15 protein-coding genes are annotated in these 15058 nt (G+C 40.0%); 9 read left to right on the top strand and 6 right to left on the bottom strand.

The window, feature by feature from the left end:
* Position 1: 1 nt before the first annotated feature.
* From ACRWP9_RS16605 to ACRWP9_RS16590, 4 genes are all read right to left on the bottom strand, one after another.
* Complete coding sequence (locus ACRWP9_RS16605; protein WP_434926911.1) at positions 2-493, bottom strand: MipA/OmpV family protein; 492 nt, start codon at positions 491-493, stop codon at positions 2-4.
* Between the two features lie 11 nt (positions 494-504).
* Complete coding sequence (locus tag ACRWP9_RS16600) at positions 505-852, bottom strand: MipA/OmpV family protein (protein WP_434926910.1); 348 nt, start codon at positions 850-852, stop codon at positions 505-507.
* 216 nt (positions 853-1068) lie between these two features.
* On the bottom strand, positions 1069-1659 hold the full coding sequence (locus ACRWP9_RS16595; RefSeq protein ID WP_434926909.1) for a TetR/AcrR family transcriptional regulator: 591 nt from the start codon (positions 1657-1659) through the stop codon (positions 1069-1071).
* 14 nt (positions 1660-1673) lie between these two features.
* Entirely contained in the window at positions 1674-3098 is a 1425-nt protein-coding gene (locus tag ACRWP9_RS16590; RefSeq protein ID WP_434926908.1) for a coniferyl aldehyde dehydrogenase, read from the bottom strand.
* 182 nt (positions 3099-3280) lie between these two features.
* Between ACRWP9_RS16590 and ACRWP9_RS16585 the strand changes: the two genes are divergently transcribed.
* The gene (locus tag ACRWP9_RS16585) at positions 3281-3712 is read left to right on the top strand and encodes a universal stress protein (protein WP_434926907.1); all 432 of its coding nucleotides are present in this window, start codon (positions 3281-3283) and stop codon (positions 3710-3712) included.
* A 250-nt stretch (positions 3713-3962) separates the two neighbouring features.
* On the opposite strand, the gene ACRWP9_RS16580 is transcribed toward ACRWP9_RS16585, so the two are convergent.
* Together ACRWP9_RS16580 and ACRWP9_RS16575 are read right to left on the bottom strand one after the other, a co-directional pair.
* Complete coding sequence (locus tag ACRWP9_RS16580; RefSeq protein WP_434926906.1) at positions 3963-5540, bottom strand: PH domain-containing protein; 1578 nt, start codon at positions 5538-5540, stop codon at positions 3963-3965.
* Positions 5533-6144, bottom strand: coding sequence for a PH domain-containing protein (locus tag ACRWP9_RS16575; protein WP_434926905.1), 612 nt, complete (start codon positions 6142-6144; stop codon positions 5533-5535). Before ACRWP9_RS16575 ends, ACRWP9_RS16580 begins: the two co-directional genes overlap by 8 nt.
* Before the next feature lie 190 nt (positions 6145-6334).
* Here ACRWP9_RS16575 and ACRWP9_RS16570 point away from each other — a divergent pair, with 190 nt between their 5' ends.
* From ACRWP9_RS16570 to ACRWP9_RS16535, 8 genes are all read left to right on the top strand, one after another.
* On the top strand, positions 6335-6946 hold the full coding sequence (locus ACRWP9_RS16570; RefSeq protein WP_434926904.1) for an alpha-ketoglutarate-dependent dioxygenase AlkB family protein: 612 nt from the start codon (positions 6335-6337) through the stop codon (positions 6944-6946).
* 213 nt (positions 6947-7159) lie between these two features.
* Positions 7160-7459 carry a BolA family protein gene (locus ACRWP9_RS16565; protein WP_434926903.1) on the top strand — a complete coding sequence of 100 codons (300 nt, stop codon included), beginning with the start codon at positions 7160-7162 and terminating at the stop codon, positions 7457-7459.
* Positions 7460-7872: 413 nt separating this feature from the next.
* Positions 7873-8382 (top strand): S-ribosylhomocysteine lyase, encoded by a 510-nt coding sequence (gene luxS / locus ACRWP9_RS16560; RefSeq protein ID WP_226413880.1) that lies wholly within the window; start codon positions 7873-7875, stop codon positions 8380-8382.
* A gap of 164 nt (positions 8383-8546) precedes the next feature.
* On the top strand, positions 8547-10619 hold the full coding sequence (locus ACRWP9_RS16555; protein ID WP_434926902.1) for a hypothetical protein: 2073 nt from the start codon (positions 8547-8549) through the stop codon (positions 10617-10619).
* A gap of 492 nt (positions 10620-11111) precedes the next feature.
* Positions 11112-12446 carry a Na(+)-translocating NADH-quinone reductase subunit A gene (locus tag ACRWP9_RS16550; protein ID WP_434926901.1) on the top strand — a complete coding sequence of 445 codons (1335 nt, stop codon included), beginning with the start codon at positions 11112-11114 and terminating at the stop codon, positions 12444-12446.
* Positions 12446-13645 (top strand): NADH:ubiquinone reductase (Na(+)-transporting) subunit B, encoded by a 1200-nt coding sequence (locus ACRWP9_RS16545; RefSeq protein ID WP_434926900.1) that lies wholly within the window; start codon positions 12446-12448, stop codon positions 13643-13645. Before ACRWP9_RS16550 ends, ACRWP9_RS16545 begins: the two co-directional genes overlap by 1 nt.
* The gene (locus tag ACRWP9_RS16540) at positions 13638-14423 is read left to right on the top strand and encodes a Na(+)-translocating NADH-quinone reductase subunit C (protein WP_434926899.1); all 786 of its coding nucleotides are present in this window, start codon (positions 13638-13640) and stop codon (positions 14421-14423) included. The genes ACRWP9_RS16545 and ACRWP9_RS16540 overlap by 8 nt, the downstream gene beginning before the upstream one ends.
* Positions 14423-15055 carry an NADH:ubiquinone reductase (Na(+)-transporting) subunit D gene (locus tag ACRWP9_RS16535; RefSeq protein WP_226413890.1) on the top strand — a complete coding sequence of 211 codons (633 nt, stop codon included), beginning with the start codon at positions 14423-14425 and terminating at the stop codon, positions 15053-15055. Before ACRWP9_RS16540 ends, ACRWP9_RS16535 begins: the two co-directional genes overlap by 1 nt.
* Positions 15056-15058: the final 3 nt, after the last annotated feature.

Here is a 15058-nt window from a genome sequence, read left to right as displayed (position 1 = left end):
ACTAAAACCTATAAGCTACGCCAACAAAATAACTTTGACTGTTATCTTGATTGACTAATGGACTATCAGTTATTTCATCAGACAAGGATGTGTAACGATATGCCATTAAAATATTCCATTGCCCATTAAGAATGTAGCGGGTGGTGAGCTCCATCCCTTTATTCCAGCCTGAATGAGCTTGGTATTGCTGGCTCCAATAGTTATTCTCGTTTTGTCTAACCCCATAATAATATTGAATAACTTTAGCACTTTTCCAGTCAGTTCTTAGGGCTAGGTCAAATACCCATTGCTTAACCGCTAAGCCGTAATTCCAACTAATATGTGCAGTGTCACCATTATGAACATTGAACATGTCATGGGCATAAGCTACTTTAAAGAAGCCAAAACGAGCATAGTAGAAGGCTTCAAGACCACCATAAAAGGTAAATTTTCGCCTTTCTAAACTATTAAACACTTTAGGTTCACTGGTTCTAGATAATGACGATAACCCCATCGGCATAATGTTTAAATTGTCTGCAGAGCTTCGGCTAAAAAAAGGTTACTCGGATCCCAATCATAAAAGAAAGCTCTGTCATCACTATAGCTGGTGATGAGGTTGAGCGAATACTTTTCAGCTTCTTGCAAACTATATCCAAAGTTGCCGTTATCAAAAAACCACTGCTCGCCGTAATAGGCTATCGATGGTAAGACATACAGTGGAATGTCATCATAATCTTGCAATGGATTGGTTTTCTGGCCAAAACCAATGGCGATAGATATGTCCCACTCACCTTCAGTGATACAGTCTCCTGAGACTAAACAAGGGTGATCTGTTTCTGCTGCTGCAGTAAAGTGCGCGCCGAGAATCAGCATAAAAATAACTATATGGATATATTTAAGCATAGGTGACGGCATAACCTTATATATGTTTAATATTAAGATGTTGATATTTAACGTTATTGAAACTAAGTCGTTAAATATGAAGCTCGTAATAAACAGTATGTTATCACTATCTCTCTATTGCATTAATAACTAACCCATGACTGATACAAAGTGTTACGAGTGAAAGGCGTTTAAAAAGGGCTGGGTTTAGCTTTTGATTGCTTTCCAGAACAATTGAAAACTAGCTTGTCTGTGTAAGTCATCACACCCAAGTTCAGGATGATCAGTAAAAAAACGGATTGCGGCTAAGTATTGTCCATGACAGTTTTCAAGTAGCAAAGGGAGTGGGTAGTGGCTAATTAGATTTTGTTGTTGACCTTGTTCAATTAACTCGACAACAAACCCTAATATGCTATTCATTGCTTGTTGCCGCGTAATGGGATCTATTTCTGCTGACAGTGAAAATTGCAAAAAAAACCTTTGTTTTATGGGGTGAGTAATCGCCCAATCAATGGCATTTTGCCACAGACTATTTGCATCTTGCTCTACATCATTTATGTATCGCGTATTAAGGGTTATTGCATCAGCAAATTCTTGTTTAATATCTAGAAAGAGTTGATTGATAATACTGTTTTTAGAAGGGAAGTGATGAAATAAGGTGCCGGTTGCCACGCCCGCAGCTTTGGCTATAGAAGCTGTTGAGGTGGCATGAAAACCTTGATTGACGAAAAGCGCTAACGCAGACGCTAAGATGGCTTGTTTCTTATCAGTTTGTTTGTTAGTTGCGCTTTTAGTCATCACAAGGATTATTCCTAACGTAAAAAGAACTTCATTAACATCTTTTGAATCACAGTACCGTAAGGCGGGTGAACTAAAATGCCCGAGTTAATTTTACCGCTATTTAATACTGTTTTTGCATGACTAAAGGTAAGGAAGCCCTCTTTACCGTGGTAATGGCCCATACCTGAAGGTCCAATGCCACCAAAGGGTGCGTCATCAGCAGCCACATGAAATACGGTATCGTTAATGCAAACGCCACCTGAGTGGGTATGATGTAAAATATTATTTTGAGTCTTACCGTCAAAACTCAATATATATAATGCAAGCGGGCGATCGCGTTGATTGACATAACCTATCGCTTCATCTACCGATTGATAGCCAATAATTGGTAAAATAGGACCAAAAATTTCATCTTGCATTACTAGCATATCGGCATTCACATTGGTCATCAATTGGGTTGCTAGTTTTCGCTTGCCAGATGTGACTCTGCCAGTAGAAGCTGATATGACAGTCGCTCCCTTTGCCTTGGCATCATCAATTACTTTCGTTAAGCGTTCAAATTGGCGATCATTAATAATATTGCCGTAATCTGGGTTGCTATCAAAGTCAGGGTACATTTTGTTAAATCTTGCTTGGTAGGCTTGTATAAATTCGGCAATTTTATCTTCAGGGCAAAGTACATAATCAGGTGCAACACAAATTTGGCCTGCATTTAAGCATTTACCAAAAATTAATCGCTCTACAGCGGTTTCAATAGGCATGTCAGGGGCAATAATAGCCGGTGATTTACCGCCAAGCTCTAATGTCACTGGGGTGAGATTTTCTGCTGCAGCTCGCATAACATGACGGCCAACAACCGTTGAGCCAGTAAACAGAATGTGGTCGAAAGGCAGCGCTGAGAATTGAGCTGCGACATCAGCTTCACCTTCCACTAATGCGACTTCATTTTGATCAAAAACCTGTGCTAATAAATCCCGCAATACTTGATTAATGTGTGGGGTGAACTCAGACATTTTTAACATGGCTCGATTACCCGCAGCGATAGCGGTGATCAGCGGACCAATTGATAACATCACTGGAAAGTTCCACGGCACAATAATGCCTACAACACCTAAAGGTTGATATTGCACAGTGACTTTAGAAGGCGAAAGTAATAAACCAGCATGGCGCTTACTAGGTTTCATCCAGGCTTTAAGATTTTTTAGGGTGTAATTAATGTTATTAATACAAGGCATAATATCGGAAATGACGGTATCGTTTTCTGAGCGGTGGCCATAGTCATTATTGAGTGCGGTGACTATTTCTTGCTGATTTTGCAATAGTGATTGCTTTAGTTGTTTCAGTTTAGTCACTCGCGACTCATAGCTTGGAGCAGGCATTGATAAATATTGGCTGCGTTGGGAATGAAGCAATTGCTGTAGTGGTGATAACGGTGAGTGTTCAACGGCCATATTCATAAGGTAACTCCTGCAAAAAGAATCGAAAATACGGTTAAATATAAACCGACTGATTAGTCGGTCTAATTCTAAGGGGGTTTTACTCGATATGCAATAACTGTTGAGTATTTGACCAAGATCACTTAGACGTTGCGATAAAAGACTACACTTTAAATAAGGCTACATTTTTTAAGGAGGTTATTATGCGAAGTAAAACGATTTTATGGCCGACAGATTTTTCTGAGACGGCGTCCCATGCACTGCAATATGCCATTGAAATGGCCAATATGTATAACGTCAGCATAAGAATTTTGCATGTGGTTGATCAACCTTTTGGTGATGAAAATTATATGATCTTAGCGGTAACTCCAGAAGAGTTAGCTAAAAGTATGGAGGAGGCTGCGGCACAAAAAATGCACTCTTTGCTCGCTAAGTTAACTATTACTACTCCCGTTGAAACCATTGTTCGTAGAGGTGATGCTGTCACCGAAATAGTCGCTGAAGCTAATTCAGGCGATATAGGTATGGTTGTGATAGCCAGCCATGGACGCACAGGTTTGGCCCATTTTTTACATGAAAATGTTGCTGAATCAGTCGCCAATCAAGCAAGTTGTCCGGTGCTGGTGGTCAAATAGTGCAATTGTAGAATTGATTTAGATGGTCTCAGTTACTTCCCCATTAAATCTATTCTCTATTATTAATGATTAACCGTCATTTGTACCAAGACCGACTATTTATTGGCAAAATTAGTGCTTATCGATAAAAAAATGACTTAGATAAAAAGATGACTTAGATAAAAAGATGACCCGGATAAAAAAATAACTGTGCCACAAGAGTGAGTGGCACTCGTTATTTTACTGAGTATTAAGTGATGCTTGGTAATTGCTAAATCCACTGCTTATATTGAGTTGAAACGGTATTGAGTGATCGGGCTATTAATGTGTTTGCCACTTCAATTGGTATATAAGGCAGTATAATAGCACCACTTGCTAAACCTAATTCTAAATAGGCAAGTTGTTGCGTTTTTTGTCTTGCTGTCTGCGTGACTTTCACGTGTTGTATTTTTTCAAATGGAATTCGTTTCCAGTCTCGTCCTAGTAACCCGCTGTGTTGCCAAACTGCATCTTGTTCTAGCACATATCCCCATCGCTTATAGCGAATATAAAGCAGTAGGCTCGCTAATATGGCTGCAACAAACGCGAACTCAACCAGTTTGATGTCTATATCCAAGGTGAAAAATAGGCCAAGTAAAATACTAAAGGGAATAAATGGCAGCCATATTCTTTTATACAACCAAGCAATATTTATCCCAGTGTAGTCGGTCGGTAATGTAATAACTGAAGGGCTTAATGAAGGTAACATACTGAATATCGATTCTATTTCAGCATTTTTAATAGAAGGGATAAGCATATGTTGCTTGGTTCTTTCCTCTACTTCATTACCTTTTACTTGCTTCAAAAACAGCGTCCATCGGTTAACAAAGCGCGCTAATAGCGGTTGTTGAAAATGGATAACCTGAATGCGCTTAATCGCTAATGCATCTTGTTGATGTGCAATAACCCCGCCGCTACGTTGCAATGTCTGTTGATGTTTATCGAGTGAATATGGATGATATTTGAGTACTGAGGCTAGAACTGAAATAGCCGAAAAAAGTAGATAACCCATGATAAATAAACTGCTAATCATGATTAATTGCAGCATGAAACTATCATGTGTGGCTTGGTTTACCCATTCTATCGATGTTTTAATTAAGGGAGATTGAGCGACTTTCTCCCACTCAATTTGTCCAGCTACAGGACCTGCAATAATGGCGAACCAAATAAAGTTATTTTGATAAAAACCAAATATGATCAGCTCCTTCAAGCTTCGTTTTATAATCGGTTGGTCCGAGGTCGTCGCTTTCATCGCTATTTTGCTAGTTTCATCATCCTTGCTTGTTACTGTTTCACTGACATCATTTAGCTGCAATAAGTGCTGCTTTAAAATCTGCGCATGTTGAGCGTCAAGGGCAGTTAGCTTGGCTTCATCTTTACTTGAACCAGCGGTTTCTATGACTAAAACGGCAAGTTTGAGTGGCTTGAAATAAAAAGGTTGTTCAAAACGAATATTTTGAATTCGATTAAGAGGGATTTCATCTTTTTTAGTGAAAAACAGCCCTCGTTTTACATCGAGTTGCTCTGTACTTATTCTGTAGCGAAATTTTCGCCATTGAATGAAGGCAAATGAGGTCAATAAAATAAGTAAGACTATAAATCCATCAATAACCCACATAATCGATACATCGTTGCTCCAACCAGCATAAAAAATTGGGATTAAAGCATAACCGTTACTTAGAATGTTTTTCAGCGAACCGAACACAAAGCTTAATATCGACCAAGGTGATAATGCTTTCCAATCAGTTAAACTCGGCGTTTGCTTGATGTTGGCTTGTTCATGTGCGCTTGATGGTTGATCATCAGTCATGTTGAGGATCCAAATCAGTATTTAACACTTGTTGTTCTATTTGTTGGTTCTGCGCCGCTTGATGCAATAAATGCTGGCGAAGGTGTTCAGCTACTTCCGCCGGCAATCCGGGCAAATTTATTTCGGCTTCACCTGATCCCGCACTGAAACATTTTAGGGTAATAAGTTGGTATTTTCGTTCAAGTGGCCCCTGAGATAGATTAACGTGTTGTAACCGTGTGTAGGGTAGTGAGGTTGTTGATACCCAAAATAAGCCTTGTCGCATAATAAATTCATCTTTAAATACGCCATAGCAAACCGTTAATGCTTTTAAATAAGTCAATCGAGTAGCAAAAGCCCCAATGGTTACAATAATAGGCAAAATAATAATTTTACTGATCAAATCCAAGGGTGAGGCCAGTATTATAAAAAGACAAGTTACTATGGCTATTGCGCTAAATAATACACCACTGGTGTAGAGTTGCAGCTTAGGATAATTGTCGTCGACCTTATTTAGGACTAAATCCTGTAAAGGCGTCAGCTGAGTGGGGGGCAATAAGTCACCGTGATCATAGCCTGTTAATGTAGGTGGCATCTGGCTATGTATATCAGTATTAGTCATCATATCTCATCAGTCATTAAAACTTGAAAGATACTATATCGACATTTTATGTCACATGATAGGGGAGTGATTGGTTGTAGTTTGTTTATTTGCAATCAGCTCTTACCAATGATTGTGAGCATTTTTAGATGATAATGATGTTCCATTTTAGGTGATAATTAGGTTTTATAAATGATGGAGCAGGGTGGCACACATGACGTTAGATTTATTTACTGATCACGATCCCAATATTAAGTTACCCCCAGTGGTGCACCAGCCAGATTTTCTGTCCGAGCGTCAGCAAAGGCTTTTATTACAAGAAGCGAGCGATTACCCTTTAACTAAAATAGAAATTGAGGTGTATGGAAAGAAGCACTTTATTCCGCGCACACAGGTTTGGTTTGGTGATGAAGGGTGTGATTGTCGATACTCTAAAACTTTGATTAATCCCTTACCTTGGCCTCCAGTATTGTCAAAATTACGGCAAACATTATTACAAAAGTGCCACTTAGACTTTAATGCCGTGTTGGTTAATCGGTATGCTAACGGCACAGAATGTATGGGCTGGCACAGTGATGATGAGCCTGAAATTGTTGCTAATAGTGCTATTGCATCCATTACACTTGGAACATGTCGCGACTTTGTTGTGCGTCATAAGGCATCTCAACAAAAAATGTCATACGCTTTGCAATCGGGCGATTTATTGATTATGCAACCTGGGATGCAGCAAACTTGGCAACACTGTTTGCCTAAGCGTTTAACGGTCAATACTCCACGGATTAATTTTACTTTTAGGCAGATAACACCTTATTTTTACCAGCTATGAATTACCCACAATGTGTTTTATAAAACAGCACATAAGGTTTAAAGGGTTATCAAGACGCGGCCTGTTTGGTGTCAAAAACATCAGCCGCTATTCTCGCGAATTAATAATTCTATCTTTGTTTCTTGCTGAGTTAACATTTTATCGCCACAGTGTTTGACGTTTACGTTTTAACCCAGTACTCTTCGATTTTTAAGAGCCCAAGAGTAGGTCGCTATGTCAGTTGCACAGACTATTACTGATAAACTGAATCAGTCGTTTACACCATCACATCTTGAAGTGATTAATGAAAGTAATCGCCATCATGTTCCACCTAATTCAGAAACCCATTTTAAAGTGGTCATCGTCAGTGATCTATTTGATGGGCAGCGTCCATTAGCGCGGCATCGCAGCGTGAATGCGATTCTAGCTGATGAATTAGCGAATGGCGTACATGCATTATCAATTAATACCTATACTGAAGCAGACTGGCAAAGTCTTGCTGAAGTTCCTCGAACCCCAAACTGCAAAGGGTAATAGAGCCATTTAAAACCTCACTGATTAGTGGGGTTTTTTATTGAATTAAACTTCAAGTTAGCATAACTATTCTTTTGCGATCTAAGCTTGATTACCTTTACCTTTACATTTACGCTATATTTATACGACTTGCTTGAGCTGATTGCGCCATTTGTCAATAAGATAAAAGGGACACTGATAATCAAGTGCCTATTTCTGTATCGAGAAACCATTGAGGTTATGTTTTAATCGGATGCCGAAACAGCAAACGGCTGAAAAACTATCACAATTAATCACTATAAGTCTTAGTTGAGTTTAATTCATGCTGGTAGAGAGTTGTGCATTGTTGATGGTATGATGATTCTGTTATCGTTAAACGTGTTGACCATTTTGAGTTGTTTCAAGTTAGCGCGCCCTTATCTTTGGAGAACACAATGCCGTTATTAGATAGTTTTACTGTAGATCACACTCGTATGAATGCTCCCGCTGTTCGAGTTGCCAAACATATGAGCACTCCAAAAGGGGATGCAATCACCGTATTTGATTTACGTTTTTGTGCTCCTAACAAAGACATTTTAAGTGAACGTGGTATTCATACTTTAGAGCATTTGTTTGCAGGATTTATGCGTGATCATCTTAATGGCGACAATGTTGAAATTATCGATATTTCACCGATGGGTTGTCGTACAGGGTTTTATATGAGCCTTATTGGTGAGCCAAACGAGCAACAAGTTGCAGATGCGTGGCTAGGCGCAATGGAAGACGTATTAAAAGTGACTGAGCAAAAAGATATTCCGGAATTAAACGAATATCAGTGCGGTACTTATGAGATGCATTCACTTGAACAAGCACAAGATATCGCCAAAAATATTATTGCTGCCGGTGTTAGCGTAAATAAGAATGATGATTTAGCATTAAGTGGTGAGATTTTAGGCACGCTTTAACGTCAGTTATTACACAAAAAAGCGGCTTAGGCCGTTTTTTTGTGTCTAAAATTAACTAATTTTTAACAGCTTGTGGTTGATGCTGTTTTTATGTGGATTAAACCGTTATTGTATATAGCATTAACAGTGCATTTTATAAGACAAGATAGAATACGGAGATTGATATGTCTGATCGCTCTTTTAGCGTTTCAATGGTGGCCTCAGCAGTATTATTAATGCTTGGCAGTTTTCCAAGTGTAGCAAGCACAGTAACGGAGTCTATTGAAGATAAAAACTCCCGTATTGATTTACAACAAGATGGAGTGTCAATATTTCATTATCGCCAATCGGCCAATGTATTGGCCAAAGCTGGTGTAACGGTCCTTCCCAATGTTGAACATGCGCAGAATGCGATTTCAATTCGTGGTGCAACCAATGGCGTTGCAATATTACAAGATAATATTTTTTATTCTGCGTCGCCTTATTCTGGCCAAAACCTTGTTTCTCAACCGAACTTATTTCTCCAATCGGCAGTCTCAACCAACAAGCACACCAATGTAAACTCAGGTGGGCAGGGCGCTTTTGGGCAACTTAATTATCTGACGGCCAAAATCAGTGAGCGTGAAACTGATGCGATTATTAATATTGAAGCCGATCAAGATGGATCGCCTGCAGGGGGCTTAATTGTTAGTGGCAAAACTAAGCAATATGGCATGTTATTGGGCGTTGATTACCAAAAAGATGAAACAGATGTAGGGCTTAACAGCAGTATAGATAATAAACATCAAGCAACAGATATCCTGTTTAAAATTAATGCTGATAGCCTAGTCGGTGCTAGAAATCCACAAAAAACAGAGTTCAGTTATCATTTTACTGATACTACACTTGATAATAGTGATATTGGATTAACCCTCGCAGATTTTACTACATCGGCTGATAATCGCTATGCAGCGACAGCGTTGGATTTTGATCAAGGTAAGCGTCAACGATATGCCCTAGCGCATCAAGTTAATTTATCAGGTCAGTCGATTATGTCGACAGACTTTTATTATCAAAGCTTTGCTCAACGTGGCCATAATACGTTAACAATCAATGACGAAATAATTAACCGTCAGTTGTTACAGGTATTATCGGATTTTGAAACCAATCCTACCTCCGAAGGCTTACCCACAAGTGCAGTGGTTGCCAATAACGATTTTGATGGTTTTGGTGTGCAGACGAAGGGTGTCAGCCTTTATGGCGCTCATGAAGTAACCTATCAAGCACGTTATCATAGTGATAAAGCTGAAATGAAAGTGGCTAAAATAGATTACTTATTAAGTGAAAATTTAGGCCTCAATGCACTGGATGTGCAATATGGTATTGGTGATTATACGGATGATGCAGATGCATTTACTACGTCGGTTAATACCAAGCTGAACTATGATGCCTGGTCAGTAAATTTCGGCTTAGGTTATGAAAGTGTGAGCGTGACGCGTGAGTTAGGTGATAATGCAGATTTATTAACCGCGGCTGACTTTTCTAATGATGGCTGGTTACCTTCTGTTGAACTTGCTTATAACAAGGATGCCTGGCTATTAGCATTAAGTGCTAAACAAGCCTGGACCGCTGCTGGTGCTGGTAATGCCGAGCAACTAGCACAAGAGGCATTACAATATCAACTGGCATTACATTATCAACAAGAAAATTTCAATGTCGGTTTATCGACTTATATGCATGACTTTGACAATCAGCATATGACCTGTAAATTGGGTGTTAATTGTGTTCCTTTGCAAGAAGCATTACAGGTTAATTTACAAGATGTCTCTGTTGCAGGTGTAGATTTAACGATTGACTACAAAATGGACTTTAACAGTTTCTCTATTCCAATGGCGTTAGATTATAGCTATACCCAAGCTGAATTTGGTCAGTCTAGCTGTGATGCCGTTGTTGGTTGTTATGCTGATGGCCAACAATTGCCTTGGGTGCCAGAGCAACAAGTTAGCGCCAGTATTGGTCTGGTTATGGGCAAGTTTAGTATTTTTGCCAATGGCTTGTATCAATCAGAAACTGGCAGCGTGTTTACCTTAGGGAATTATGGTATTGACTCGCAACTTAAAATTGATTTAGCAGCGCATTATCAAATGACTCAAGCGCACAATGTCTATGTCCGCATAGAGAATGTGTTAGATGAAGAGTTAATCGCTAAAAATTATCAGATGGGAATGTTATCTCAAAGTGAAATGACAACCTACATTGGTTATCAAGGTAAATTCTAATTCAGATTGTAAATTTTACACCTGTCAACTAGCCTGCTTATTATAGGTTAGTTGGCTAATTATCCGCTGGGCAGTGTTCTGGTTGATAAATAATCATTTCATCTTTAAAGATAGTGTAAAGCTCATGCTGAAATAGCATGGGCTTTATTTCTAATCCTTCCTATTTTAAAAATATTAATCAAAAATATTACTTTTAAAATTAATGCTATATTTTAGTTTGCATGGAACAAAATATGCGCTTTAGACCTAATAAATAATCGCCAGTCGCTTTGTACTATATTAGAAGACTAAATTGGTGCATTGGTTTGAAAACACCTATTATTTTCGTGGCGATAGTCTTATATATGGGGTAAAATGCGCGCGACCAGCGTGATTATGATCGCATTTCCGTGTTAAACCTGCGCTAGCTCCAGAATGAGGTGTTTTTTAACACATTGTTTTTGTAGCGGAACGTGGCGCATTGTCTTTCCTTCAAACGTAGTGCTTGTGGATATGATTACAATTAAGAAAGGATTGGAACTACCTATAACAGGTAGACCAGAGCAAGTTATCCATAATGGCCCAGCCATTAGATACGTAGCTACTTTGGGTGAAGAGTATATTGGCTTACGTCCAACGATGAAGATTAAAGTGGGCGATAAAGTACAAAAAGGCCAGGTTCTTTTTGAAGATAAGAAGAATTTAGGCGTTAAATATACGGCTTTAGCCAGTGGTACTATTTCCGAAATTAACCGAGGTGCTAAACGTGTACTTCAGTCTGTTGTCATTGAAGTTGAAGGTAACGATTGTGTTGCGTTCAATAAATATGATGCTGGCTCATTAGACTCGTTAGACTCGCAAGTTGTTCGTGATAATCTGATTGAATCAGGTTTGTGGACGGCATTGCGTGTGCGCCCATTTAGCAAAGTGCCTGCAGTTGATGCTGCTACACAAGGCATTTTTGTCACTGCTATCGATACACAACCTCTTGCTGCAGATCCTGTGGTAGTCATTGCCGAATATAAAGATGATTTTGCCAATGGTTTAAAGGTGCTTGCACGTTTAACTGAAGGTAAAGTGTATTTATGTAAAGCACCTGGTGCGGATATTCCTTCAGCAAATGCCCAAGTGGCTGAGTTTGGCGGGAAGCACCCTGCGGGGCTTGTTGGTACACACATACATAACATTCTTCCAGCTTCAGCTACGCGAAGTGTTTGGCATGTGGGCTATCAAGATGTTATTGCTATTGGCCAATTATTCACTCAGGGCACTTTAAATACTGAGCGTGTTATTGCCATTGCCGGTCCTAAAGCAAAACAGCCTCGTTTAGTTCGTACTCAAGTAGGCGCAAGCATTACTGAGTTAACGACAAATGAAGTTGATGAAGGCAAAGTTCGCGTCGTTTCTGGCTCAGTATTAAACGGCCGCTTAGCAATCGGGCCTCATGCATACTTAGGTCGCTACCACACGCAAGTTAGCTTACTTGAAGAAGGTTACGAGAAAGAGTTATTCGGCTGGGCTATGCCTGGGGCGGATAAATTCTCAGTCACTCGTGCATTTTTAGGTCACTTAAGTCCTTCTCGCTTATTTCCAATGACAACTAGCACTGGTGGTTCAGACCGCGCTATGGTGCCAATTGGAAACTATGAGCGGGTAATGCCACTTGATATTCTTCCTACCATGTTATTACGTGACTTAGTGTCGGGTGATTATGATGGCGCTGTGAGACTGGGTGCTCTTGAGTTGGATGAAGAAGATTTGGCGTTATGTACTTTCGTATGTCCAGGTAAATATGACTATGCTTCATATCTACGTGACTGCTTAGATACGATCGAGAGGGAAGGCTAATGGGCTTGAAAGATTTTATCGAACGTATTGAACCGCAATTTGAAAAGGGCGGCAAATACGAGAAGTGGTATGCGCTTTATGAAGCGGCTGCCACGGTATTTTATACTCCAGGTAAAGTGAACAAGGGTAGAACCCATGTTCGTGATAACATCGATCTAAAGCGTATTATGATTACGGTTTGGGCGTGTACATTTCCAGCTATGTTTTTTGGTATGTACAACGTGGGTCTTCAAGCGCAAGTGGCATTAGTTGCTGGCTTTGGTACTCCAGATGTTTGGCAAGTTGGCTTGTTTGAGTTATTTGGTGCTCAGTTGACCGCTGACTCTGGGATCACATCATTGATGTGGTATGGCGCGTGCTTCTTCTTACCCATCTACGCGGTGACTTTCGCTGTTGGTGGTTTCTGGGAAGTATTATTCGCTTCAGTCCGTGGCCATGAAGTAAACGAAGGTTTCTTCGTGACTTCAGTGCTATTCGCACTAACTTTACCTGCAACGATTCCTTTATGGATGGTGGCGTTGGGAATTACATTCGGTGTTGTGGTTGCTAAAGAAATCTTTGGCGGTACAGGCCGTAACTTCCTTAACCCTGCGTTAGCGGGTCGTGCATTCTTGTTCTTTGCTTACCCCTTAAGTATGTCTGGTGACACGACTTGGGTTGTTGCCGATGGTTATTCTGGCGCAACATCACTAAGCTTGGCTGCACAAGGCACATTTGATTATGCTAACAATGCAAAATGGATTGATTCCTTTATGGGTTTCATTCCTGGCTCGATGGGTGAAGTTTCTACCTTTGCTATTTTGCTGGGTGGTTTAGTCATTATTTATGCTCGCATCGCTTCATGGAGAATCGTTGGTGGTGTTTTCATAGGTATGGCTGCTATTGCAACATTATTAAACGTAATTGGTAGCGATACTAACCCTATGTTCGCAATGCCTTGGTATTGGCACTTAGTGTTAGGTGGATTTGCTTTCGGTATGATGTTTATGGCGACTGATCCTGTATCAGCTTCATTTACCAATTCTGCAAAGTGGGCCTACGGTCTGTTAATCGGTGCGATGGTAGTGTTTATCCGTGTGATTAACCCTGCATTCCCTGAAGGTATGATGTTGGCTATTTTGTTTGCCAACTTATTTGCCCCATTATTTGACCACTTCGTCGTGCAAGCAAATATCAAACGGAGGATCGCACGTGGCTAGTAATAAAGATTCGTTCGGTAGAACGCTATTTGTTGTTGTCGGCTTATGTCTTATCTGCTCAGTGCTTGTTTCTACCGCTGCTGTGGTATTAAAACCTATTCAGCAAGAGAACAAGTTACTTGATAAGCAAAAGTATATACTTGAAGCGGCAAGCCTTATTAATACTAAAGAAGGTAAGGTCACTAAAGCAGATATTCTTAGCAAATATAATCAATATGTTGAAGCGCGTTTAGTCGACCTGAAAACCGGTGAGTTTGTCGAAGGTGACGCTAATGCTTATGATCAACGTAAAGCATCACGTGATCTAAGTACTTCATCAATTCCTGAAAATGACATTGCCTCGATCAAGCGCGTTGCCGATAAAGCGGTAGTGTATTTGGTTCGTGATGATGATGGTAAATTAACCAGTGTTATTTTACCTGTTCACGGTTACGGCTTATGGTCAACCATGTATGCGTTCTTAGCATTAGAAGCTGACTTAAACACGATTCAAGGCTTAGTTTATTACGACCAAGCTGAAACTCCGGGTTTAGGCGGTGAAGTTGAAAATCCAAAATGGAAAGCCTTGTGGAACGGCAAACAGTTATTTGATGAGCAAGGTAACTTTGCGATCAGTGTAACTAAAAACCCTGCAGTGGCGAGCACTGTTTACGGTGTTGATGCACTTTCTGGTGCAACATTAACCAGTAACGGTGTACAACATTCATTGCAGTTTTGGTTAGGTAAAGAAGGCTTTGCAAGCTTTATCGCTAAAGCACGCAACGGAGGGTTAAGCTAATGGCTGACGTTAAAGAACTTAAACAGGTTCTGACTGGACCGATTATCAATAATAACCCAATTGCCTTGCAAATATTGGGTGTATGTAGTGCCCTTGCTGTTACCACAAAGCTTGAAACTGCACTGGTAATGACGATTGCATTAACAGCGGTAACAGCGTTTTCTAACCTGTTTATTTCGCTTATTCGTAATCACATTCCAAGCAGTGTGCGTATTATTGTACAGATGACCATTATTGCCTCATTGGTAATTGTGGTTGACCAGGTACTACAAGCTTATGCTTATGCTATTTCTAAACAGTTATCAGTATTCGTAGGTTTGATTATTACTAACTGTATTGTAATGGGTCGTGCTGAAGCTTATGCAATGAAAACGCCTCCGATGATGAGTTTTATGGATGGTATCGGTAACGGATTAGGCTACGGTGTTATTTTATTGTCTGTTGGTTTTTTCCGTGAATTATTTGGTAATGGTTCATTATTCGGCGTAGAAATCCTCAGTAAAATCTCTGACGGTGGTTGGTATCAACCTAACGGTTTATTACTGCTTCCACCAAGTGCGTTCTTCTTGATCGGCGGTTTTATCTGGTTGATCCGTACTTATAAGCCAGAGCAAGTAGAAGCAAAAGGGTAAACG

It is taken from the genome of Shewanella sp. HL-SH2 (assembly GCF_051164935.1).
Lineage (GTDB): Bacteria > Pseudomonadota > Gammaproteobacteria > Enterobacterales > Shewanellaceae > Shewanella > Shewanella glacialimarina.
This window is presented reverse-complemented; position numbering and strand designations above follow the sequence as displayed.